The organism is Klebsiella sp. MBT K-1 (genome assembly GCF_002556465.1).
GTDB lineage: Bacteria > Pseudomonadota > Gammaproteobacteria > Enterobacterales > Enterobacteriaceae > Klebsiella > Klebsiella grimontii.
The window spans coordinates 80799-101919 of record NZ_PDEL01000003.1; the positions used below are offsets into that span (position 1 = coordinate 80799).

Sequence of the window (21121 nt, forward strand, 5' to 3'; positions counted from 1 at the left end):
AAATTCTGGATAAGAGGACCCCTCGGGAAAAGAACGTTTTTTATCCAGCGCGCCCACCGTTTCCCAAAATACGATGACTAAAGGAGTAGCCATCTCGTTCGCATGGAAAGCAAATATATCGCCTTAAATAGCGCCCTTCTCTTTTGGCTGCTTGGCCTGATGGCCTGGTGCTTCGAATCCACGTATCTGGCCTGGCTATCGGGCTCTTTCTCCTTATCCTCCTTCGTTTTTCATTTTCAATATCAGCGGATTAACCATCTGTTTAAAAAAAACAAAAGCATTGAAGCTACGCCACCGGCGGTGAATACGGCGGTACTCAACGGTGAATCTCCATCCGCCGTGGCCCGAAAACCGGCCACCACGGTTATCGCCAGCGGTATCCGCTTTGACGGAAACATTATCGCCGAGGGAGACGTCGATATTTACGGCACCGTAAGCGGCAATATCGACGCGCGCGAGAGTCAAATTAAGATCATGACCGGCGGTCTGGTAGAGGGGAATATCACCTGCCGCGAGCTGGTTATCGACGGCTGCGTCATCGGCCAGTGCCACAGCGAGACGATTGAAATCGATAAGAACGGCAACGTTACCGGCACGTTGGCCTACCGCACGCTGACCATCAAAAAGGGCGGTGTTTTTTCCGGCCAGGCAGAACTGCTGCCGGCGGCAGATAAGAGCAACGTCGTGGGGTTTATCGCGGATACCGCTATTGAAACTAAAGATAAGATTGAGGCGCAGTAGCAGCCATCCGGGCGCGGCGGAAAAAAAGCAAAAAAAAAGCCAGCACCCGGCTGGCTAAAGTAATACTGGAAGCAATGTGAGCAATGTCGTGCTTTCAGGCTTTCCGCAAGGGTCTCCCTGAATGCAGAGCAATAATAATCATTCTCATTCGCACTTGTCTACTCCTTTTTGCCAAAAATAGTCGTTGATCCCTTTTTTAAAGTCAGTGATGTTTAAAGGGACGATTAACCCAAAAAGGAAAATGAAGAATGAGCGACATAGTGATACGCCACGCCGAGCCACGGGATGCGGAACCTTTACGCCAGATGACTGCGCTTCCGGAGGTCTATCACGACACGCTACAGCTTCCTCATCCTTCTATGGAAATGTGGCAGGAACGCCTGCAACCGAAACCCGGTAGCCGTCATCTGGTCGCGACAATCGACGAACAGGTGGTGGGCCACCTTAAGCTCAGCGTGGAGCCCAATCCTCGCCGCAGTCACGTCGCGACCTTCGGCGTTAGCGTTGCCGCGCAGGCGCACGGTCGTGGGGTAGGCAGCGCGCTGATGTGCGAGATGATTAATCTCTGTGATAACTGGCTGCGCGTCGATCGTATCGAGTTAACCGTGTTTACGGATAACCCCTCCGCGGTAGCGCTTTACCGCAAATTTGGCTTTATTGTCGAAGGGACCGGCAAGAAATACGCCCTGCGCAACGGCGAATATGTCGATGCCTACTTTATGGCGCGGCTGAAGGGGTGACGCTCAACTAACCCTCTCCCGGCAGGGAGAGGGTCGGAGTGAGGGTAAACCTAATACCCTGCCGTTAAATCATCCGGGGAACGCGGATCGGATGCGCCGTACAGCGTGCCGTCCGGGCCAACCATAATACTCTGAGTGCTGCCCATCGCCTCTTTCACCGCCACTTTCTGCCCCTTGCTCTCCAGCAGCTTCAGCGTATCCGGGCTGAATCCCTTCTCCACCCGCAGTTCATCCGGCAGCCATTGATGATGGAAGCGCGGGGCGTTAGTGGCTTCCGCGACGTTCATTCCAAAATCGATGGTATTCACCACCATCTGCAGTACGGTAGTGATTATGCGGCTGCCTCCGGGACTACCGGTTACCAGCCAGGTTTTGCCATCTTTCACCACAATCGTTGGCGACATCGACGACAGCGGGCGCTTTTTCGGCTCGACGGCGTTGGCGTCACCGCCCACCAGCCCGTAGACGTTCGGCACGCCGGGTTTAGCCGAGAAATCATCCATCTGATTATTCAGCAGAATGCCGGAGTTCCCCGCCACGATGCCGGTGCCAAAGGTCGTATTCAGCGTATAGGTCACCGCAACGGCGTTACCGTCTTTATCCACCACCGAGAAATGGGTGGTCTGATTGCTTTCGTACGGCGCCAGCTTGCCGGGACGGATCTGGCTCGACGGCTTCGCTTTATTGATATCAATCTGTTCAGCAATCGATTTGGCGTACGCTTTACTGGTCAGCGCCTGCCACGGCACTTTGACGAAGTCCGGATCGCCAAGGTATTCCGAACGGTCGGCATAGGCGTGTTTTTCAGCTTCCGCCATCACCTGCATGGCATCGGCGCTGCCGAAGCCGTACTTATGCATATCGAAGTTTTCCAGGATATTCAGGATCTGCACGATATGAATGCCGCCGGATGAAGGCGGCGGCATTGAGAACACCTGGTAGCCGCGATATTCGCCGCTCACCGGCGTACGTTCGACCGCTTTGTAATTCGCCAGGTCCGCTTTGGTGATAAGCCCGCCGTGATTCTTCATCTCAGCGGCAATCTGGTCGGCAATCGCGCCTTTATAGAACGCGTCCGGTCCCAGCTCGGCAATCAGTTCCAGGCTTTTCCCCAGTTGTTTTTGCACCAGCTTATCGCCCTTTTTCAGCGGCTCGCCGTTTTTCCAGAAGATAGCCCGGCTGTTGGCATGGTCGGGGATCACTTCGCTACCGTAGGTTTTCAAGTCATCGGCCAGCGCATCGTTGACCGTGAAGCCCTCTTCGGCCAGCTTAATCGCCGGGCGAATCACTTTGTTGAGCGGCATCGTGCCGTATTTCTCCAGCGCCAGGGAGAAGCCGGCCACGGTACCCGGCGTACCGGAAGCCAGATGCGAGGTCAGCGATTTCTTACTGTCCGGGTTGCCCTGGTCGTCGAGAAACATATCGCGGGTAGCCTGTTCCGGCGCCATCTCGCGGAAGTCGATCGCCGTGGTATTACCGTCTTTGGTACGCAGCATCATAAAGCCGCCGCCGCCGATATTACCGGCCTGCGGATGGGTAACCGCCAGCGCGTAGCCCACCGCCACGGCGGCATCCACCGCGTTGCCGCCCTGACGCAGAATATCCACGCCGACCTTCGTTGCCAGCGCGTCCACCGAGGCCACCATCCCCTGCTGAGCGCGGACCGGATGAAAAACATCTTCCTCTACACCATAAGACACCGGCGGAGGAGCGGGATTTGCCGCGATGGTAAAACTGCCGCCCGCCAGCAACGCAGCGATAACCACCTGACGCCAGAACGTTGTTTTTATCATTGTCATACTCCTGAATGATGTTTTTATTTACCCATAATCCTGGATGATAAGTCTTAAAAAATCATTGTTGTGCCGGAAAGAGGGTAAACTTAAGAGATCCCATGAAAGGGAGGAGAGAACAATGAAAGCTATGTTATATCTGGCGGCGCTGCTGCCGCTGAGCGTCCTGGCGCAGCCGATCAATATCGACAATAACCCCAATCAGCCGGGGTACGTGGTGCCCAGCCAGCAGCGGATGCAAAATCAGATGCAAACCCAGCAAATGCAGCAGCAAAACAATCTGAAACAGAGTATTCAGAACCAGTCGCGCGCGCAGCAGCAGCATCTGCAGACGCAGTTGAATAACGACCGGCAGCGGGTACAGCAGAATGACAACCTGAACCGGCAGCAGCCTCTGCCAAACACCAACGGTGGGATGCTGCAGCGCCAGACGACCCCGTAAGGGCCGCCTGACGCAGGCGCAGATTACGCCGGGAAGTTGGGGCCGATGACGTCAATCGCATCGGTGCAGATGCTGTCCACGCCCCAACGCAGCAGCTCGGCGGCGCGCTGCGGTTTGTTAACGGTATACACCAGAATATGCAGGCCCGCGGCCTTCAGGCTCGCCACGCGCGCTTCATCCAGCAGCTTATGGTTGAGATGAAGAGAGACGCAGCCGAGGCCCGCGGTCAGTTCGCGCCAGTCGTTCCGCCACTCATCCAGCAGCAGCCCGCGCGGCAGCTCGGGGGCGGCTTCCTGCGCGGCTTCCAGGTCATCGATTTCAAACGACGAGAGTAGCGGCGGGGTCATGCCCTGCCAGAGCTCACGCGCCGCCAGCGCTACCGCTTTACCGGTCAGCGGACCGGTACCAGTGGTCGGTTTAATTTCGATATTCGCCATCATGCCGTGCAGACGGCAGCGGTCCGCGACCTCGCTCAGCAGCGGCAGCGGCTCGCCTTTGAACTCGCCGCTGTACCAGCTGCCGGCATCCACTTTCAGCAGATCGCTCCACGTCAGATCGCCCGCCACGCCCCAGCCGTTGCTGGTGCGTTCGAGATTGTCGTCGTGCAGTAAAAAAATCTGCCCGTCTTTCGATAACTTCGCATCAAACTCAATCATCGTATGGCCGTAACGAGCGCCGGTATCGATAGCCGCCAGGGTATTTTCCGGGGCCAGTTTACCGCCGCCGCGGTGGGCGACGATAGGGGGATAAGGCCAGTGACTCATGCGCGTTGTCCTGTTTCACTATCAAAAAGGTGCAGACTTTCCTGCGGCAGATGCAGCCACAGGGTACTGCCCGCCTGCGGTCGCTGCTGGTGCGGCAGCCGGACCACCAGCTTCTGCTCACCCCAGCGCCCGTGGGCGAGGTTATCGGCGCCTAAAATTTCCAGCGTATCCATCACCAGCGGTACGCCACCTTCCGCCTGGGAGCTTAATGCAAAATGTTCCGGACGGATACCCAGCGTCATCTTACGCCCGGCATAGCGGCGATGTTCGCTGTTGATCGGTAAAAGCATCCAGCCCGCAAGCTCGAAGCGGCTACCGTCGTCGCTGACCCGGCCTTCCAGCAGGTTCATTGCCGGGCTGCCGATAAAGCTCGCCACAAAGCGGCTGGCCGGTTTTTCGTAGACCTCAACCGGTGTGCCAATCTGCTCGGCAACGCCTTTATTCATCACCATCACCCGCTGCGCGAGGGTCATCGCCTCCACCTGATCGTGGGTCACGTACAGCGAGGTGGTTTTCAGCCGACGATGCAGGTGCTGCAGTTCAAGACGCATCTGCACGCGCAGTTTCGCATCAAGGTTGGAGAGCGGCTCATCAAAAAGAAATACCGCCGGGTCGCGTACGATAGCCCGCCCCATCGCCACGCGCTGGCGCTGCCCGCCGGAAAGCTCGCGCGGACGGCGCTTCAGCAGGCCATCCAGCTCCAGAATGCGCGCCGCCTCCTGGACGCGCTCAGCAATTAATCCTTTACCCAAACCGCGAATTTTCAGGCCCCACGCCATATTCTCTTCCACGCTCATATGCGGATAGAGGGCGTAGTTCTGGAACACCATCGCAATGCCGCGATCTTTCGGCTCCATTTCGGTGACGCGCTTGCGGTCGATCCAGATATCGCCGCTGGTGACCCGCTCCAGACCCGCCACCATGCGCAGCAGAGTTGATTTTCCGCAGCCCGAGGGGCCCACCATCACAATAAATTCGCCGTCCGCGACGTCCAGCGTCAACGGTTGGATCACCTGGGTTTTGCCATCCCAGCTTTTGGTTACTGCCTGTAGCTTAAGTCCTGCCATTTTATTTCTCACTATCCACTAAACCACGCACAAACGCGCGCTGCATGGCTAAAACGATGACAACTGGAGGAATCAGCGTGAGCAGCATCGCCGCCATCACCTGATTCCACTGCGTGGTGCCCTGGCCGATGGCGATCATCCCTTTGATGCCCGCGACCGTCGTGCCGAGATTCACGTCGGTAATGATCAGCAGCGGCCACAGATACTGGTTCCAGCCGTAGATAAAGGTGATGACGAACAGCGCCGCCAGGTTGGTTTTCGACAGCGGCAGCACGATGTCGCGGAAGAAGCGCATCGGCGACGCGCCATCGATACGCGCCGCTTCAATCAGCTCGTCCGGCAGGGTCATAAAGAACTGGCGAAACAGGAAGGTCGCAGTGGCCGAGGCCATCAGCGGCAACGTAAGCCCGGCATAGCTGTCGAGCATTTTCAGGTTGGCGATCACTTCCACCGTCGGGAAAATACGCACCTCAACCGGCAGCATCAGCGTGATAAAGATCATCCAGAAGAACAGATTGCGCAGCGGAAAACGAAACCAGACGATGGCGAAAGCGGAGAGCATCGAGACCGTAATTTTGCCCACCGTAATGCCGAAGGCCATGATGAAGCTGTTGAGCATCATCAGCCAGAACGGCGCGCTGTTGGCTCCTACGCCGTTCACCCAGATAAATTTCATGTTTTCGAGCAGATGCCCGCCGGGAATCAGCGTCATCGGCGTGTCAAAGACCGCTTTACTGTCCAGCGTCGCCGCGACAAAGGCGACGTACAGCGGGAACAGAATGACCGCAATCCCTAAAATCAGCATGGTGTGGCTGAAAATCGTCAGCCCGCGACGGTTCTCAATCATTGGTAGCGCACCTTTCTTTCAACGTAGCGGAACTGCACCACCGTCAGAATAATGACGAGGAACATCAGCACCACCGACTGGGCGGCGGAAGCGGAAAGGTCGAGCCCGGCAAAACCTTCACGATAGATCTTATAAATCAGCGTCGTCGTCGCCTGAACCGGCCCGCCGCCGGTTGCGGCATCGATAACCGGGAAGGTATCAAAGAAGGCGTACACCAGATTGACCACCAGCAGAAAAAAGCTCACCGGGGCGATCAGCGGCAACGCCAGCCTGAAGAAGCGGCGAACCGGGCCGGCGCCGTCAATGGCGGCGGCTTCTACCAGCGAGCGAGGAATCGATTGCAGCGCGGCGAAGAAGAACAGGAAGTTGTAACTAATCTGCTTCCACACCGAGGCGAAAACCACGAGGAACATCGCCTGGCCGCTGTTCTGCGCGTGGTTCCAGTCGTAGCCCATCTCACCGAGGAGATGGGTAATTAGCCCGCGGCCGGGGTTGAACAAGAAGATCCACAGCACCGCCGCCACCGCGGGCGCAACGGCATAGGGCAGCAGCATCAGCGTCTGATAGAAACGGCTGCCGCGCACCACGTAATCCACCAGCGCGGCGAAAAATAGCGAGATTAGCAGGCCGCTGACGGTAACCATCGTGCTGAACTTAATGGTGGTCCAGAAGGAGTCCAGGTAGTACGGGTCCTGGAAGAGGGCTAAAAAGTTATCCAGGCCGACAAACTGGCTGGAGAGCCCAAACGGATCGACGCTCTGCAGCGAATACCACAGCGCTTCGCCCGCGGGCCAGATAAAAAAGATGACGGTGATGACCAGCTGCGGCGCGACCAGCAGATAGGGCAGCCAACGCGAGCGGAACACCGGACGGGATGATGACATAGTTAAACTCTGAGTTGGTTTCCCCTCATCCCGGCCCTCTCCCTAAACGGATGAGGGTGAAAAGACGGCTCCGGGCGATCCCCTCTCCCCGGCGGGGAGAGGGTGAGGGGCTGGCTATAAGATTACGACTTCGTTGACTGCTCGAAACGGCGCAGCAGCTGATTACCGCGCTCAACGGCCGCGTCCAGCGCCTGCTGAGGCGTTTTCTTACCGGTCCATACGCTTTCCAGTTCTTCATCAACGATGGTGCGGATCTGCGGCATATTGCCCAGGCGCAGACCTTTGGTGAACGGCAGCGGCGGCTTGTTCAGCATCTGGCGCGTCGCGATATCGGCGCCGGGGTTCTTATCATAGAAACCCTGTTCGCGGGTCAGGTTGTAAGCGGCGGTGGTAATCGGCAGATAGCCGGTTTTCTGATGCCATTCGGCGGCATTTTCCGGCTTAGTCAGGAAATCGAGGAATTTGGCGACCCCGGTATAGGTTTCTTTGTCTTTACCCTGCATCACCCACAGGCTGGCCCCGCCGATAATGGCGTTTTGCGGCGCACCCTTCACGTCGGCGTCGTACGGCATCATGCCTACGCCATAGTTGAACTTCGCATACTGACGGATATCCGCCAGCGAGCCGGAGGAAGCGGTGGTGATGGCGCAGTCGCCGTTATAGAACTTCTCGGTTGACTCGTCTTTGCGCCCAAAGTAGCTGAAGTCGCCTTTCTTGTTCAGCTCTGCGAGCAGGGCGATATGCTTCACCTGCTCTGGCTTGTTGAACTCCAGTACCGCATCGGTACCGTCGAAGCCGTTGTTTTTAGTGGCGACCGGCAGGCCGTGCCAGGCGCTGAAGTTTTCAATCTGGATCCAGCCCTGCCAGCCGCTGGCGTAGCCGCACTTCATCCCGGCGGCCTTCAGCTTCGCGGTATACGCCGCCAGATCCTGCCAGGTTTTCGGCGGCTGTTCCGGGTCTAAACCGGCTTTTTTAAAGGCGTCTTTGTTGTAGTACAGCACCGGCGTGGAGCTGTTAAACGGCTGGGAGAGCAGATGGCCGGTTTTGGAGTCGGTGTAATAACCGGAGACGGTAGGCACGAACTGCGTTTCATCAAACTGAATGCCCGCATCGCTGAACACCTGATAGACCGGCTTTATCGCCTTAGAGGCCATCATCGTCGCGGTGCCGACCTCATAAACCTGCAGAATAGCCGGCGCGTTGCCGGTACGGAAGGCGGCGATGCCGGCGCTCAGGCTCTGTTCGTAGTTGCCTTTGTATACCGGAACAATTTTGTAGTCCGGGTTGGCTGCGTTGAAACGTTGCGCCAGTGAATCAACTTCTTTCCCCAACTCCCCTTCCATGGAATGCCAGAACGGGATAGTGGTTACCGCCAGGGCTTGTCCGGCAAATGCCAGGCTGAGCGCCAGTCCTAAAGCTGTATGTCGTAACGATATCATCGGTTATCTCTCTTGTTGTTCCGGATGCGCGATTTCACGCGTTTTATGTTCGCGGGGGTAACATGACATGCTCGAATGACAGAAAAATAACTATTGCATTACAAAAATATTACAATAAATTGGCAAAAACATGATGAAACGGTGAAAAAAAAGTGGCAGGGAAATGGCAAAGCGAAAAAGAGCGCCCGCGCAGACTACAGATAATCAGGGATCTGTAGTTAAATAGGGTTCGTTAAAGAGCACTCTCCGGCGAGCCGTCACAAGGAAAAATATGAAGACGCTGCATAAACCTACCGAGCGCGTTTTACTCATTCTGGAAACCTTAGCCAACGCGGACGGAATGACGCTTTCCGAGCTATCGCTCAAGACGGATATTTCAAAGGGAACCATTTTCCCGATCCTCAAATCACTGCAGTACCGGAAATATATCAGCCACGACGATCGCAACGGTATTTACACGCTGGGTATCTCATGCGCGGTGCTGGCCAGCTCAACGGTGGAAAAAGAGTTCTGGCTGAAAACGATCAATAGCGAAATGCACGCGGTGGTCAACGAATGCAATGAAGTTTGTCAGCTCGGCATTCTGGATGACGCCTGGGTGCTCTATGTTGATAAAGTCCAGGGCGACCAAACCGTGCAGCTGGTCTCTAAGGTAGGGACTCGCCTTCCGGCGATCTGCTCTGCGCTGGGCAAAGCGCTGCTGCATAAGCACCGCGACGAAGAGATTCTCGAGCTCTATCCGCAGGGTTTTCCCTCCGTTACCGCCCGCAGCGTGACCAATATGGCTCAGCTTCGCCAGCAGCTGGAACGGGTCGCCGCCAGCGGTTATGCCATGGACGATCGGGAAATCAACGATGACACTATTTGCTTCGCGGTGCCGCTGCTGCAGAAAGGCGTCATTCTGGCGGCGATCAGCGTCTCCTTGCCCTCTTTCCGCGCCAGCGATGAGAAAACGCAGCAGGTCATTCGCGCGTTAAAAGAGGCAAAGGGTCGTATTGAGAGCGTGCTCAACAAGCTGCCGGATATCAAAAATTACTGATTTATTCGCCAACGGCGCCAGCGTAATTGTGATTACCCACACAATACCGATATTTAATGATCCACCGCGGCGCCCGATTCTTCTGCATAATTCCCCGTCTATTCATTGATTTAACCAATCATCCATACATCTTTTGCGTCATTTGACTTCACGTCGAGGGCATGTTTACTTATGCCTAATCGCAAATACAAACACAGTTTGTATATACGAACAAACAAAGAGGTTAAATATGCAAAGTCGTTATATCACCCCGGCAATAACGGTTTTTGATGAGCAGGGCAGGCTGGATCCTGACGGAAACTTTCGCCTGTACGATTTCATTAAAAACAGCGTATCGGGATTTGTCGTCATGGGCAGTACCGGCGAGTTTTTCTCGCTGGATATGAAAACATCCCGTCAGATAATTCAAATGGCGGCAGAATTCCCCCGTCAGGGAATAAAGGCCTATGCGGGAGCCAGCCGCATGGATATTGACGAATGCGTAGAGCTGGCAAACTACGCTGATGAGTGCGGGCTGGATGGCGTCATGATTATCAGCCCGTGGTACTTCCGCCTGACGGATGAAGGCATTTATACCTTTTATAGCCAGATTGCTCGCCGCACCGCCGCCAAAATATTCATCTATAACTTTCCGGAGCGCACCGGCTATTCCGTCTCGCCGGAGGTCTGTTTACGACTCGCCAGAGAGTTCCCAAACATTATCGGTCTTAAAGATACTATTCCGGACACCAATCATACGTCGCAGGTGATTCGCCAGGTAAAATCTGAGCTGCCGTATTTTGAAGTCTACGCCGGTTATGACAATAACTTCGCGCACAATGTCCTGTCAGGAGGCAATGGATGTATCGGCGGGTTATCCAATATTTGCCCTGAGCTATTCCGCGACTGGATGCAGGCATTTAGCGATAACGATTTACCGCAAATTAGGCGGTATCAACAAAAAGTGGATGGGTTAATGGATATTTACGCGGTTAACGATCCGTTCATTCCAACATTTAAAAAAGCATTACAGCTGCGCGGAATTATTCAGTCCGACCGCTGCACGCCACCGTTTAGCTCGCTCGCCACCTGCCAGACCGAAAGTATTCAGCGGATACTTTCCCGTGCGGGTATTGAAATTAATGCCTGACCCCTACGTGGAGGTATTATGAAAACCATCACAGCTTACGATAATCCGGCCCTCAATTCAGCGATTACCAAATCATGGAAGCGTCTGGTGCCGCTGATGTTTATTTTGTACTTCATCGCCTTTATCGACAGGGTGAACGTGGGATTCGCCAAAGAGGCGATGCAGGTGGATATTGGGCTCTCCAATTCCGCTTTTGCCCTCGGCGCGGGGATCTTTTTCGCCGCCTATGCGCTGTTTGGCATTCCTGCCAACCTGATTTTGAATAAAATTGGTGCACAGAAATGGTTAAGTATCACCACCGTGCTGTGGGGCGTCCTCTCTGCCCTTACCGGGCTGGTGCAGACGGAAACCCAGTTTATCGTTCTGCGCTTTTTACTGGGATTAGGCGAAGCCGGTTTTTATCCCGGTATCCTGCTGCTGGCCTCCATCTACTTTCCCAATAAAGTTCGCGCCTCCGTCGTCGGTATTTTCGTACTCGGCGTACCGCTGGCGTTAACCTTAGGCTCGCCTATCTCCGGGGCGCTTCTGGAAATGCACGGCTTCCTCGGCAGGCCCGGCTGGTTCTGGATGTTCTTTATCGAAGGCATTCCGGCAGTCATCATGGGGATCTTCGCCTGGTTCTGGCTTGACGATACGCCGGCCAAAGCGCGCTTCCTCAACGACGAAGAGAAAAAGGCGCTGATTGCCCAGCTTCAGCAGGAGCAGCGGCAGACGGAAACCAGCAGCGTCGGCACCGCGCTGAAAAGCCTGAAAGTCTGGCACCTGGCGCTGATCTACGGCACCATCCAGATCAGCGTTTACGGGCTGATGTTCTTCCTGCCTTCGCAAGTCGCCTCGCTAATGGGCTCCACGCTCGGCTTTAAGGAGTCGCTGGTCGCCGCCATTCCCTGGGCCTGCTCCGCCGTCGGCGTCTATTACATTCCGCGTCTGGCGGACAAAATGCCGGCCCGCCGGGTACTGATTTCGGTCATCTGTATGCTGGCTGCGGCGCTGGGGCTGTTTGTTTCCGCCTGGTCCGGCCCGGTACTCGCCATTGCCGCGCTCTCGCTGTCGGCCATCGGCTTCCTCTCCGTGCAACCTATCTTCTGGACTTTCCCGGCGCAGATTGTGTCAGGCTCAGCGCTGGCCGCCAGTATCGGCTTTTGCACCACCATGGGCGCATTTTGCAGCTTCCTCGCGCCGCTGATTCGCGTTGAGGTCGATGCCTTCTTCGGCAACGATTCGGCGGGGCTGGTCGCCCTGTCGCTCATCACCGTCTGTTGTGCGCTGCTGATTGCCGCCCTCGCGGGCAGAAAAGCGACAAACGGCGTCGCGGTCCCCCATCACTAAGTCCTGACGCGCGTATAACAAAGGATAAATAACATGCAGACCATCTTAAAAATTGACCCTACCGATAACCTGATCGTTGCGCTGCAGGACTTACGCAAAGAGCAGCAGGTAAACTGGAACGATGAAGCCTACGTTCTGCGTAGCGATGTCAAAGCCAAGCATAAGTTCGCCACCGAGGATATTGCGCCCGGCGATATCGTTTCGCTGTACGGCGTACCGGTCGGCAAAGCGACGCGGCCCATTGCCCGCGGCGAAGCCATCACTACCGACAATATCAAACACTACGCGGCCCCGGTTTCGCTTAACGACGTCGCGCCTTATGACTGGCAGCAGCCCGATGTGTTCGCCTGGCAGCAGCGGACGTTTAAGGGGATCGTTCGTGAAGATGGCAGGGTCGCCACCGCGAACTACTGGCTGGTCATTCCGCTGGTATTCTGTGAAAACCGCAACGTTCAGCGCGTCACCGACGCATTAAACGACGCTCTCGGCTACGCCAATAACGGCCTGAAAAATTTTGCTCGCCAGGTGACCTCGGCGGGGGCCTTAAACGATACCCGGCATCTGCCCTTCCCGCATCTTGACGGTATCCGCTGTATTACCGTCAACTCCGGCTGCGGCGGCGCCACCTCGGACAGCATGACCATGTGCGACGTGCTGGCCGCCTATTCCGATCATCCCAACGTTCTTGGGGTGACGGTCTTTGCCCTCGGCTGTGAAAAAGCGCGAATTGTCGATTTCAAGGCCGCGCTGGCGAAGCGCAACCCGAACTTCAGCAAACCGATTATTTATTTCAGGCAGCAGGACTGGAGTAGCGAAGAAAAAATGATGCAGGATGCGTTGACCGAAACCTATAACGCGATCCGCGAAGCCCCCGTCGCCGAGCGGCAGAACGTCCCACTCTCCCGGCTCAAAATCGGCGTGAAGTGCGGCGCCTCCGACGGTTTCTCGGGGATCAGCGCAAACCCGGCGATGGGTGAGGTTTCAGATCGTCTTGTCGCCCTCGGCGGCGCGTCGGGGCTGGCGGAATTCCCCGAGCTGTGCGGCGCGGAAGGGGATATCGTTCAGCGCTGCACGACCCGCGAGCTGAAAGAGAAGTTTCTGTCGCTGATGAAAAACTATGAGCATGTCGCGAACTTCTTCGGCACCACCATCGCCGATAATCCCAGCCCGGGAAACATTGCCGATGGGCTGATCACTGACGCTATCAAATCCGCCGGCGCGGCGAAAAAAGGCGGCAGGGCGCCGGTAAGCGCGGTATGCGACTATGCCGAACCGATGGGAGAAAGCGGCCTTTCGCTGGTCTGTACGCCGGGCAACGATGTGGATGCGGTAACGGGCCTGGTCGCGGCGGGGTGCAACGTGGTGATCTTCTCAACCGGGTTAGGTACGCCGACGGGAAACCCCATCGTGCCGGTGCTTAAGGTTTCAACCAACTCCGCGCTGGCGAAAAAGATGCCGGACATTATCGATTATGACTGCGGGCCGATTATCGAAGGTACGCCGCTGGCGGACATCGCCGACGGCCTGTTTGAGAAAATCATCGCCACCGCCAGCGGAACCTGGCGCACCAAAGCGGATGCGCTCGAACAGTATGATTTTATGTTGTGGAAGCGCTCTCTGGAGCTGTAGGAATCCAGCAAAACGCCCGACAGACGCCGGGCGTTTTGACTTCACTAGCCGCCCAGATAGGCGCTACGTACCGCTTCATTCGCCAGCAGCGCGTCTCCGGTATCCTCCAGCACCACGTGGCCGTTTTCCAGCACGTAGCCGCGGTCGGCCAGCTTCAGCGCCTGGTTGGCGTTCTGCTCGACGAGGAAGATGGTCATCCCCTGCTCGCGCAGCTGTTCAATGGTGTCGAAGATTTGCTGAATGATGATCGGCGCCAGACCGAGCGAAGGCTCATCCAACAGCAGCAGGCGCGGCTGGCTCATTAGCGCGCGACCGATGGCCAGCATCTGCTGCTCGCCGCCGGACATGGTGCCCGCCCGCTGAACCCGACGCTCATGCAGGCGCGGAAACAGCTCATAGACCCACTTGATGCGGGTCTGGAACTGGTCGCGGTCGGCAAAGAAACCGCCCATCGCCAGGTTCTCTTCCACCGTCATCCGCGAGAAGACGCGACGCCCTTCCGGTACAATCGCCACCGCTTCGCGCATGATTTTCGCCGTCTGCCAGTCGGTAATATCTTTACCGTCGAACACCACGCGTCCGCTAGAGGCGCGCGGGTCGCCGCACAGGGTGCCCAGCAGGGTGGTTTTCCCCGCGCCGTTCGCGCCAATCAGGGTGACAATCTCTCCCTGATTGATATGCAGGCTGACGTTGTGCAGCGCCTGGATCTTGCCGTAGTGCGCGCTGACGTTGTCAAAAGATAACATCACTTTTTCCATCTTATGCCTCACCAAGGTATGCGCGGATCACGTCCGGGTTGTTGCGGATCTCTTCCGGCGTACCGTTGGCCAGCGGCGTACCCTGGTTTACCACGTAAATACGGTCGGAAATGCCCATCACCAGCTTCATATCGTGCTCAATCAGCAGGATAGTGGTGTTGTGATGGCTGCGCAGCTCGGCGATCAGTTCGTCCAGCTCTTTGGTCTCTTTCGGGTTCAGCCCCGCCGCCGGTTCATCCAGCATCAGGATTTCCGGCTGAGTCACCATACAGCGGGCAATCTCCAGACGACGCTGGTCGCCGTAGGCCAGGTTACTGGCCTGACGGTTGGCGTGCTCAAGCAGGCCGATACGCTCAAGCCAGGTCGCGGCGCGATCGAGCGCTTCGCTCTGGGCGCGGCGGAAGGATGGCGTCTTCAGCAGGCCGGAGAAAACCCCGGTTTTCAGCTGCTGATGCTGCGCCACCAGCAGGTTTTCAATCACCGTCATTTCGCGGAACAGACGCACGTGCTGGAAAGTTCGCACCACGCCCATGCGGGCGATCTGCTGGCCCGGCAGCCCTTCCAGGTGCTGGTCGCGCAGCATAATGGTGCCGCCGGTTGGCTTATAGAAACCGGTCAGGCAGTTGAAGACGGTGGTTTTGCCCGCGCCGTTAGGGCCGATAAGCGAAACGATTTCCCGCTCGCGCAGCTCCAGCGACACGTTGTTGACCGCCAGCAGGCCGCCAAAACGCATCATCAGACCGTTTACGGATAATAATGGCTGACTCATGCCTGCTCTCCTTCTTTGGCCTGCCCATTTTTCAGCTTCAGCTGTGGACGGGTCATCGGCAGAAGCCCCTGCGGACGCCAGATCATCATCAGTACCATCAGCGCACCCAGCATCAGCATGCTGTATTCATTGAAATCACGCATCAGCTCGCGCGAGACTACCAGCAGAACCGCCGCCAGGATCACCGCGAACTGCGAACCCATACCGCCGAGAACCACAATCGCCAGCACAAAGGCCGACTCGGCGAAGGTAAAGGATTCCGGGCTGACGAAGCCCTGACGGGCGGCGAACAGGGTGCCGGCAAAACCGGCAAACGCGGCGCTGATGGTAAAGGCGGTCAGCTTGATGCGCGTCGGGCTGAGGCCCAGCGAGCGACAGGCGATCTCATCTTCGCGCAGCGCTTCCCACGCGCGGCCCAGCGGCATCCGCAGCAGACGGTTAATCACGAACAGGCTTAACACCACCAGCAGCAGAGCGACCAGATAGAGGAAAATCACGCGATCGGAGGGGTCGTACTTCACGCCGAAGAAATTGCTGAACGTATCCCAGCCGCCTTCACGAGCGCTGCGGCTAAATTCAAGGCCGAAGAGCGTCGGTTTTGGGATCTGGCTAATGCCGTTCGGACCGCCGGTTATTTCGGTGTTGTTGAGCAGCAGGATGCGCACGATTTCGCCAAAGCCGAGCGTGACAATCGCCAGATAGTCGCCGCGCAGGCGCAGAACCGGGAAGCCAAGCAGGAAGCCCGCCGCCGCCGAAACCAGCCCCGCCAGCGGCAGACAGGTCCAGAACCCCAGGCCGTAATAGTGGTTCAGTAGCGCAAAGGTATAGGCGCCGATGGCATAAAAGCCGCCGTAGCCCAGCACCAGCAGGCCGGAAAGCCCCACCACCACGTTAAGTCCCAGGCCGAGAATGATATAGATCATCGTCAGGGTAGCGATATCCACCGTCCCGCGCGACACCATAAACGGCCACGCCACGGCGATAACCAGCAGGGCGATCAGGAACAGCTTCTGTTTTACCGTCGAACCGTCGATAGCCGGCAGAATAAACTTCGGCCCGGAGACGTTCTTAATGGTTTTCTGGAAAACAGGACGCAGCAGCTGGAAGAAGAAGACCACTGCGGTACCGATATAGATCCACTGCCAGCGGATATCGGCGGCGGTATCCACCACCAGTTTGGTGCCATCCAGCTCCAGCTGCACGCCCATAAAGACGCCCGCCAGAATAAAGAACATCACCGCGGACAGCAGCGCCATCGCAAAATGCATCGGTTTCATACTTTTTCTACCTCCGGACGACCCAGGATACCGGTAGGCATCACCAGCAGAACCAGGATCAGCAGCGCGAAGGAGACCACGTCTTTATATTCCGTGCTGAGATAGGCAGAAGAGAGCGCTTCGGCGATACCGAGGATCAGCCCGCCGATCATCGCCCCAGGAATGCTGCCGATACCGCCAAGAACCGCCGCGGTGAAGGCCTTCATCCCGGCCATAAAGCCGATGTACGGGTTGATAACGCCGTAAAACTGACCGAGCAGAACCCCGGCAACCGCCGCCATTGCCGCACCGATAACAAACGTCAGCGCAATCACGCGGTCGGTGTTAATCCCGAGCAGGCTGGCCATTTTCAGATCTTCCGCGCAGGCGCGGCAGGCGCGCCCCATGCGGGAATAGCGGATAAACAGCGTCAGCGCCAGCATCGCGATAAACGTCACCACCCAGATAACCAGCTGCATGGTGGTAATGGTCGCGGAGAAGTTGTCGCTGCTGCCCACCGTCCACTGGCCGTTAAACAGGCTTGGCAGCGCGACATCGCGCGAACCTTCCGTCAGGCTGACGTAGTTTTGCAGGAAGATGGACATCCCGATGGCGGAGATCAGCGCAATCAGGCGTTTGGAGCTGCGCACGGGCCGGTAGGCCACGCGTTCGATACTCCAGCCGTAGGCGCTGGCAATGACGATAGCGCCGACGAATCCGGCGGCAACCAGCAGCCAGCTGGTATCAATGCCCATCATCATCAGGGCGGCAATGATCATGAAGGAGACGTAGCTGCCAATCATATAGACCTCGCCGTGGGCGAAGTTGATCATGCCGATAATGCCGTACACCATGGTATAGCCGATGGCAATCAGCGCGTAGGTGCTTCCCAGCGTGACGCCGTTAAACATCTGCTGCAGAAAATAGAGAAACTGCTCGGACATAAGGTAACCTTTTTCTACCCGCCCGCTTTGCGCGGGCGGTGGGATAACTTGTCTTATGGCTTATTTCGCGAGGGTGGATGACCCGTCCGCGTGCCACTGGAAGACACCAAACTCAAATCCCTTCAAATCGCCTTTTTCGTCCCAATTCAGCGGCCCAATCACGGTTTTCGCGCCGTGAGCTTTCAGATCTTTGATTAAATCCAGCGGCTCCTGGCTTGCGGCCCGGTCCATCGCCTGCGCCAGAGACTGCACGGCGGCGTAGGTGATCCAGACATACGGACCGCTCGGGTCTTTCTTCTCTGCTTTGAGCGCGTCAACGATAGCGCTGTTGGCCGGGTCCTGGTCATAGCGTTTCGGCATCGTGACCAGCATGCCTTCCGCCGCATCGCCCGCGATGTTGGACAGCGACGCGTTACCCACGCCTTCCGGGCCCATAAACACGGTTTTCAGGCCCACGGAGCGCGCCTGGCGCAGCATCTGGCCCATTTCCGGGTAGTAGCCGCCGTAGTAAACGAAGTCGATATTCTCTTTTTTCAGGCGCGCCAGCAGCGCGGAGAAGTCTTTTTCACCGGCGGTAATGCCGTCGAAGAAGACGATATTCGCGCCGCCTTTTTTCAGGCTCTCCTGGACAGAACGCGCCAGGCCTTCACCGTACTGCTGCTTATCATGAATGATAGCAATACGCTGCGGTTTGACGGTTTCCATGATGTATTTTGCGGCGGTCGGCCCCTGCGAAGAGTCCAGACCGGCGGTACGCATGATGTACTGATAGCCGCGCTGGGTCAGCTCCGGGTTGGTTGCTCCCGGGGAGATCATCAGAATGCCTTCATCTTCATAGATATCGGATGCCGGCTGAGTGGAAGAAGAACACAGGTGGCCGATAACGTACTGAATACCGTCATTGACGATTTTATTCGCCACCGCAACGGCCTGTTTCGGGTCGCAGGCGTCATCGTACTCCACGGCAACCAGCTTATCGCCCTTGATGCCGCCCTGGGCGTTAATATCTTTGATCGCCTGGCGCGCGCCGTTGAATTCCATATCGCCCCACTGGGCTACCGGGCCAGACATTGCGCCAACAACGGCGACCTTAATATCTTTGGCAAAAGCCGCCTGGGACATCGCCAGTGCGACTAACCCCGCGATAACCGTTTTCGCGTTCCTTTTCATGCTGCAGAACCCCGTTCGTGATGTGGTGTAAATATTTTGTATTTTTATGGTTAAAAAGCATTCTGTGCTTTTATTAAACAACGCTACTTTTACCATTATCTTTAATGGTTTAGCGAGGTTTTTTGCCTGAATCCAGAGTAAAATCTCTATTTTTCAGGCGATTAAGCAAAGATAATATTCTGTATTTGCTGGAAGATAAACAAAAAAAGTCCAGTAAACAGCATAAAATAACGATACATAAGGCGGAATAAAACGCTACACATCAGGTTAAAATTCTGCTTATTTTTCGATCCATGATGAATTGCACTACCCTGCTCCTTCCAGGAAAACGAATCCCCTGATGAACAGGCAAAAAAGGGCGCTCCGCCCGGCGGGGAATTTGGATACACTAACGCATCCGTTTTGACTGGACCCTCGCGTATGAAACTGACCATTATTCGTTTACAGCACTTCAGCGATCAGGATCGCATCGACTTAGGTAAAATCTGGCCGTCGCAGGATCTCGCGGCGCTGCCGTTAGATGAGAGCCATCGTATTTATGCCGCCCGCTTCAATGAGCGCCTGCTGGCAGCGGTTCGCGTAACGCTGAACGGCGTTGAGGGCGAGCTCGGCGCGCTGTGCGTGCGTGAAGTGACCCGCCGTCGCGGCGTCGGACAATATTTAGTGGAACAAGCGCTAAAGGATAATCCAGAAATCACCAGCTGGCGGATCGCGGATGTCGGCGTGGAAGACCGCGGCGTGATGGCGGCGTTTATGCAGGCGCTGGACTTTAGCGCGCAAACCGGCGGTTGGGTAAAAAATCACTAAATCGGCGAAAGAAGGCCGAATATTCCCGGATTGCGGCGTAACGCCTTACCCTGGCTACCGACTCGCAGATGTTTGCAAATCTGTAGCCCACTCAGCTAAGCGTCAGCAGGGCGTGTTCGTCTATTTAACCCAGCATTTCGCGATGCAGAAAGGCGTCAAGCCCCTCAACCCCGGAAGCTTACATCAGTAAGTGACCGGGGTTGAGGGGCGCAGACAACGCCTCTGCGGCGTGAAAGGCGCAGGTTAAATTATTTGGCGTCGGTCGCCGTACCATTAGCATGCCAGGTAAACACGCCGAACTCGAAGCCCTTCAGGTCGCCCTTCTCGTTCCAGGTGAGCGGCCCCATTACGGTATCGACCGTAGCCCCTTTCAGATATTTGGCGATTTCAGCCGGATCTTCTGACTGATTCAGACCTGCCTGCAGCGACTGCAGCGCGGCATAGGTGGTCCACACGAACGCGCCGCTCGGATCCTGTTTCTTCGCTTTGATCGCATCCACAATCGGTTTGTTCGCCGGCACCTGGTCGTAGTTCTTCGGCTTAGTCACCAGCATACCTTCCGCAGAAGCGCCCGCGATATTAGACAGGGACACGTTCGCTACCCCTTCCGGCCCCATAAACTGCGTTTTCAGGCCAGCGGCGCGAGACTGACGCAGGATCTGCCCCATCTCCGGGTGGTAGCCGCCGTAGTAGACGAAGTCGATGTTCTCTTTCTTCAGACGCGCCACCAGGGTAGAGAAGTCTTTCTCACCGGCGGTGATGCCGTCAAAGAACACCACGTTGGCGCCGCCCTTCTTCAGGTTGTCCTGCACCGCGCGGGCCAGACCCTCGCCGTACTGCTGCTTGTCGTGGACAATCGCGATGCGCTGCGGCTTCACTTTTTCCAGGATGTATTTGGCAGCGGTTGGCCCCTGATCGGAGTCCAGACCGGTAGTGCGCAGAATCAGGTGATAGCCGCGGGCCGTCAGCTCCGGCGCGGTGGCGGCCGGAGTGATCATCAGCACGCCTTCATCTTCATAGATATCAGACGCCGGCTGAGTGGAAGAAGAGCACAGGTGGCCGATAACGTATTTGATACCGTCGTTAATCACTTTGTTAGCGACGGCAACCGCTTGTTTCGGGTCACAGGCGTCGTCGTATTTTACCATCTGCAGCTTATTGCCTTTGATGCCGCCTTTGGCGTTGATATCGGCAATGGCCTGCTCAGCGCCAGTAAACTCCTGGTCGCCGTACTGCGCTACCGGACCGGACATCGCGCCAACGACGGCGACTTTGATATCTTCGGCCATTGCCGTACCGCTCATGATTAAGGCAATACATCCTGCCAGTAACGCTTTACCCTTCATATTCATCCTGAGGCTCCCCATTATTATGGTTTTTGCATTTGTTGTGATGTTGTTTATTAGCGCATTATTCTAATTAGACACATAAGAAAAGCATATGATAGTTAGATTAGGGTCTGCCGCCTGCGCTTTTGCAGCACACTATGCTAAACATACCGTCATTCAGGAGAATTGGAAACGATAAAATTGCGGAGTATGTAACAGATAAGTGACAAATAAAAACCCGCGCCG

Annotated in this window: 20 protein-coding genes; 8 read left to right on the top strand and 12 right to left on the bottom strand. The window is 56.4% G+C overall.

Features of this window, described 5'->3' with window-relative positions:
- Nucleotides 1–102: 102 nt before the first annotated feature.
- Nucleotides 103–741, top strand: coding sequence for a polymer-forming cytoskeletal protein (locus CMQ96_RS05050; protein WP_098066144.1), 639 nt, complete (start codon nt 103–105; stop codon nt 739–741).
- Between the two features lie 248 nt (nt 742–989).
- Entirely contained in the window at nt 990–1481 is a 492-nt protein-coding gene (gene yhhY, locus CMQ96_RS05060) for an N-acetyltransferase (protein ID WP_098066146.1), read from the top strand.
- A gap of 50 nt (nt 1482–1531) precedes the next feature.
- Here yhhY and ggt read toward each other — a convergent pair whose 3' ends face one another.
- The gene (gene ggt / locus CMQ96_RS05065; protein WP_098066148.1) at nt 1532–3274 is read right to left on the bottom strand and encodes a gamma-glutamyltransferase; all 1743 of its coding nucleotides are present in this window, start codon (nt 3272–3274) and stop codon (nt 1532–1534) included.
- Between the two features lie 121 nt (nt 3275–3395).
- Here ggt and CMQ96_RS05070 point away from each other — a divergent pair, with 121 nt between their 5' ends.
- A complete protein-coding gene (locus CMQ96_RS05070; RefSeq protein ID WP_004870201.1) occupies nt 3396–3716 on the top strand; it encodes a DUF2756 family protein in 321 nt (106 codons plus the stop codon).
- A 23-nt stretch (nt 3717–3739) separates the two neighbouring features.
- On the opposite strand, the gene ugpQ is transcribed toward CMQ96_RS05070, so the two are convergent.
- From ugpQ to ugpB, 5 genes are all read right to left on the bottom strand, one after another.
- A complete protein-coding gene (ugpQ, locus tag CMQ96_RS05075; RefSeq protein ID WP_098066149.1) occupies nt 3740–4480 on the bottom strand; it encodes a glycerophosphodiester phosphodiesterase in 741 nt (246 codons plus the stop codon).
- Nucleotides 4477–5547, bottom strand: coding sequence for a sn-glycerol-3-phosphate import ATP-binding protein UgpC (locus tag CMQ96_RS05080; RefSeq protein WP_098066150.1), 1071 nt, complete (start codon nt 5545–5547; stop codon nt 4477–4479). Before CMQ96_RS05080 ends, ugpQ begins: the two co-directional genes overlap by 4 nt.
- A gap of 1 nt (nt 5548) precedes the next feature.
- Nucleotides 5549–6394, bottom strand: coding sequence for a sn-glycerol-3-phosphate ABC transporter permease UgpE (ugpE, locus tag CMQ96_RS05085; protein ID WP_098066151.1), 846 nt, complete (start codon nt 6392–6394; stop codon nt 5549–5551).
- Nucleotides 6391–7278, bottom strand: coding sequence for a sn-glycerol-3-phosphate ABC transporter permease UgpA (ugpA, locus tag CMQ96_RS05090; RefSeq protein WP_004870196.1), 888 nt, complete (start codon nt 7276–7278; stop codon nt 6391–6393). Before ugpA ends, ugpE begins: the two co-directional genes overlap by 4 nt.
- Nucleotides 7279–7400: 122 nt before the next feature.
- Nucleotides 7401–8717, bottom strand: coding sequence for a sn-glycerol-3-phosphate ABC transporter substrate-binding protein UgpB (gene ugpB / locus CMQ96_RS05095; RefSeq protein ID WP_004870193.1), 1317 nt, complete (start codon nt 8715–8717; stop codon nt 7401–7403).
- Between the two features lie 271 nt (nt 8718–8988).
- On the opposite strand from ugpB, the gene CMQ96_RS05100 reads away from it, so the two are divergent.
- The 4 genes from CMQ96_RS05100 to CMQ96_RS05115 all read left to right on the top strand — a co-directional run bounded on the left by CMQ96_RS05100 (nt 8989) and on the right by CMQ96_RS05115 (nt 13843).
- Nucleotides 8989–9756, top strand: a complete 768-nt coding sequence (locus CMQ96_RS05100) for an IclR family transcriptional regulator (RefSeq protein WP_004870191.1) — start codon at nt 8989–8991, stop codon at nt 9754–9756.
- A 229-nt stretch (nt 9757–9985) separates the two neighbouring features.
- Nucleotides 9986–10885 carry a dihydrodipicolinate synthase family protein gene (locus CMQ96_RS05105; protein ID WP_004870189.1) on the top strand — a complete coding sequence of 300 codons (900 nt, stop codon included), beginning with the start codon at nt 9986–9988 and terminating at the stop codon, nt 10883–10885.
- Between the two features lie 18 nt (nt 10886–10903).
- Nucleotides 10904–12214, top strand: coding sequence for an MFS transporter (locus tag CMQ96_RS05110; RefSeq protein WP_024359817.1), 1311 nt, complete (start codon nt 10904–10906; stop codon nt 12212–12214).
- A 33-nt stretch (nt 12215–12247) separates the two neighbouring features.
- Entirely contained in the window at nt 12248–13843 is a 1596-nt protein-coding gene (locus CMQ96_RS05115) for a UxaA family hydrolase (RefSeq protein WP_024359816.1), read from the top strand.
- A 44-nt stretch (nt 13844–13887) separates the two neighbouring features.
- On the opposite strand, the gene livF is transcribed toward CMQ96_RS05115, so the two are convergent.
- Genes livF through livK form a run of 5 tightly spaced genes read right to left on the bottom strand, consistent with a single transcriptional unit; the run spans nt 13888 to nt 18740 of the window.
- A complete protein-coding gene (gene livF / locus CMQ96_RS05120; protein WP_004126158.1) occupies nt 13888–14601 on the bottom strand; it encodes a high-affinity branched-chain amino acid ABC transporter ATP-binding protein LivF in 714 nt (237 codons plus the stop codon).
- A gap of 1 nt (nt 14602) precedes the next feature.
- On the bottom strand, nt 14603–15370 hold the full coding sequence (gene livG, locus CMQ96_RS05125) for a high-affinity branched-chain amino acid ABC transporter ATP-binding protein LivG (RefSeq protein WP_004126165.1): 768 nt from the start codon (nt 15368–15370) through the stop codon (nt 14603–14605).
- Complete coding sequence (gene livM, locus CMQ96_RS05130) at nt 15367–16647, bottom strand: branched chain amino acid ABC transporter permease LivM (protein WP_004126168.1); 1281 nt, start codon at nt 16645–16647, stop codon at nt 15367–15369. Before livM ends, livG begins: the two co-directional genes overlap by 4 nt.
- Nucleotides 16644–17570 (bottom strand): high-affinity branched-chain amino acid ABC transporter permease LivH, encoded by a 927-nt coding sequence (gene livH / locus CMQ96_RS05135; RefSeq protein WP_004106541.1) that lies wholly within the window; start codon nt 17568–17570, stop codon nt 16644–16646. The genes livM and livH overlap by 4 nt, the downstream gene beginning before the upstream one ends.
- A gap of 60 nt (nt 17571–17630) precedes the next feature.
- Nucleotides 17631–18740 carry a high-affinity branched-chain amino acid ABC transporter substrate-binding protein LivK gene (gene livK / locus CMQ96_RS05140; protein WP_004133035.1) on the bottom strand — a complete coding sequence of 370 codons (1110 nt, stop codon included), beginning with the start codon at nt 18738–18740 and terminating at the stop codon, nt 17631–17633.
- Between the two features lie 420 nt (nt 18741–19160).
- Between livK and panM the strand changes: the two genes are divergently transcribed.
- Nucleotides 19161–19547, top strand: coding sequence for an aspartate 1-decarboxylase autocleavage activator PanM (panM, locus tag CMQ96_RS05155; RefSeq protein WP_004133033.1), 387 nt, complete (start codon nt 19161–19163; stop codon nt 19545–19547).
- A gap of 248 nt (nt 19548–19795) precedes the next feature.
- On the opposite strand, the gene livJ is transcribed toward panM, so the two are convergent.
- On the bottom strand, nt 19796–20899 hold the full coding sequence (gene livJ, locus CMQ96_RS05160) for a branched chain amino acid ABC transporter substrate-binding protein LivJ (RefSeq protein ID WP_004133032.1): 1104 nt from the start codon (nt 20897–20899) through the stop codon (nt 19796–19798).
- Nucleotides 20900–21121 lie beyond the last annotated feature (222 nt).